1 rRNA gene is annotated in these 395 nt (G+C 40.3%); it reads right to left on the bottom strand.

Annotated elements, in window-relative coordinates:
* Window positions 1-253: 253 nt before the first annotated feature.
* Window positions 254-395 (bottom strand): 16S ribosomal RNA (locus tag DZ860_RS24155); the annotation flags it as partial.

The following is a 395-nucleotide window of genomic DNA, read 5'->3' as shown; positions in this document are numbered from 1 at the left end:
TCAATTTCGAATAATCATCTCTAGGAGATGATATTGCCAAGAACACTTGAATGTGTTTTTTGGTGTATTCAATTAAGAATACATTGAGAACTTTTTTTGATAACAACAATGTTGTTATCAGTCAGCTTTCCAAATTGTTAAAGAGCATAATAGCTCGAGGTTAAAAACCTCAAAACCATCAATCTGTGTGGACACTCATCGTGACTTATTTGTCTTCACTTTTAAAAAGTGAAAGCAAACTATCCGTATCGTATAAGGAGGTGATCCAGCGCCAGGTTCCCCTAGCGCTACCTTGTTACGACTTCACCCCAGTCATGAACCACAAAGTGGTGAGCGTCCTCCTCGAAAGGTTAAACTACCCACTTCTTTTGCAGCCCACTCCCATGGTGTGACGG

Source organism: Vibrio sinensis, from assembly GCF_003605645.1.
GTDB lineage: Bacteria > Pseudomonadota > Gammaproteobacteria > Enterobacterales > Vibrionaceae > Vibrio > Vibrio sinensis.
The sequence above is the reverse complement of the archived record's forward strand: the minus strand, read 5'-3'. Positions and strand labels throughout refer to the sequence as shown.